This window comes from Pedobacter sp. Leaf132, assembly GCF_920984695.1.
Lineage (GTDB): Bacteria > Bacteroidota > Bacteroidia > Sphingobacteriales > Sphingobacteriaceae > Pedobacter.
Genome location: NZ_CAKLBO010000022.1, coordinates 1 through 1447, shown reverse-complemented (window position 1 = coordinate 1447; position 1447 = coordinate 1). Strand labels below are relative to the sequence as shown.

Sequence of the window (1447 nt, the reverse complement as noted above, 5' to 3'; positions counted from 1 at the left end):
CCTACCGTGTACCCACATCTTTATTTTTATTTTTGTTTCATGTTTGGAACAGATTACAGTAAACTTTTTAACGACCTTAGGTTATCTAGACGAGGAGAAAGCCTATTAAATAAATTACGTCAGGATCCCTCCACAAGTATTCAGTCGCTAGCAAGCTGCCGAGCCGAGCAAAAAGCGTTTTACAGGTTTTTAAATAGTTCAAAGGTAAAGGAGGAGTTACTTTCCTCAGATATGGGCTTTCGCTGTGGAAAAGCTGTCAAGGACAAAGTCGTTTTATGTATTCAGGATACCTCAGAGATAAATCTAGCTAACCACAGCAACCGACTGAGAGCATCCAGCGGTGTAGGACCAATTGATGCAGTCAAAAAAGGCATTGGCTTTAAGGTACACCCCTGCCTTGTTGTAGATGCCTATACCTGTTTTCCTTACGGTTATGCAGGCATTGATCTCTTTAACCGTACTGGCATCAAGCTTGTAACGGGTTATGAACGCAGCAAGATGTCCGTCCAAGACAAGGAATCTGCAAAATGGCTCAGGGGAAACCAGCGAGCTGGCAATTATCTAAAGGATGCAGCATCTGTTATTATCATACAGGACCGGGAAGGCGATATCTTCGAACAGTTTACTACTGGTGCGCTGGCTGACAACTCATTTCTGATTGTACGCAGCCAGTACGACCGAATATTGACTTCTGAAGGAAGACTATTAGCTACAGTAGCTCAGGAACCCTGCAGGGGAACCTATACCATCCTAGTAGATAGGGATAGTCATAAAAAGACCGCCACAAGGGAGGCACAAATAGAGATTCGCTATAAAAAAGTTCAGTTTAAACGTCCAGACCGTAGACCCAAAGATGTACCCGAGATCTCTGCTGATGTATTTGTAATAGAAGCCAGGGAGGTAACCGAAAATATTGCAGACCCAATTCATTGGAGGCTAACAACCACATTGCCGGTAAATACAGTAGAGGATGCCCGTCAGGTGATTGAATGGTATACCTGCCGGTGGATGATAGAGGAATTCTTCAGGGTGCTGAAAAAGGAATGCTATGATATAGAAAGCAGTGAGCTGGAACAGGGATGGGCTATACGAAAACTGACCTTGTTGATCATGGACACGATATTGAAACTGTTTCAGATGCATATTGCCTACGGCATGGAGGAAGGAGAACCACCGATATCCAGTAGCATTGCATTCAGCGATACAGAACTTGAATGCCTAACTGTAGTAAATACCAGGCTACAGGGGAAAACACAATTACTGTCTAATCCCAAACAAATATCAGAACTAAGGGGGGCAACATGGGTAATAGCAAGGTTAGGTGGTTGGAAAGGTTATTCATCACAGAGGAAGCCTGGTGCAACAACCCTAATACTCGGTCTCCAAAAATTCTATAATATCTATTTAGGATTCGAAATCCAAAAAGATGTGGGTACACGGTAGGCTT

General features: G+C 43.3%; 1 protein-coding gene. It reads left to right on the top strand.

What is annotated here, in order from left to right; genetic code table 11:
* Window positions 1-1443 (top strand): IS4 family transposase (locus LUA86_RS19175; RefSeq protein WP_231465801.1); only part of this gene is annotated, 1443 nt, incomplete at its 5' end.
* Between the last annotated feature and the right edge of the window lie 4 nt (window positions 1444-1447).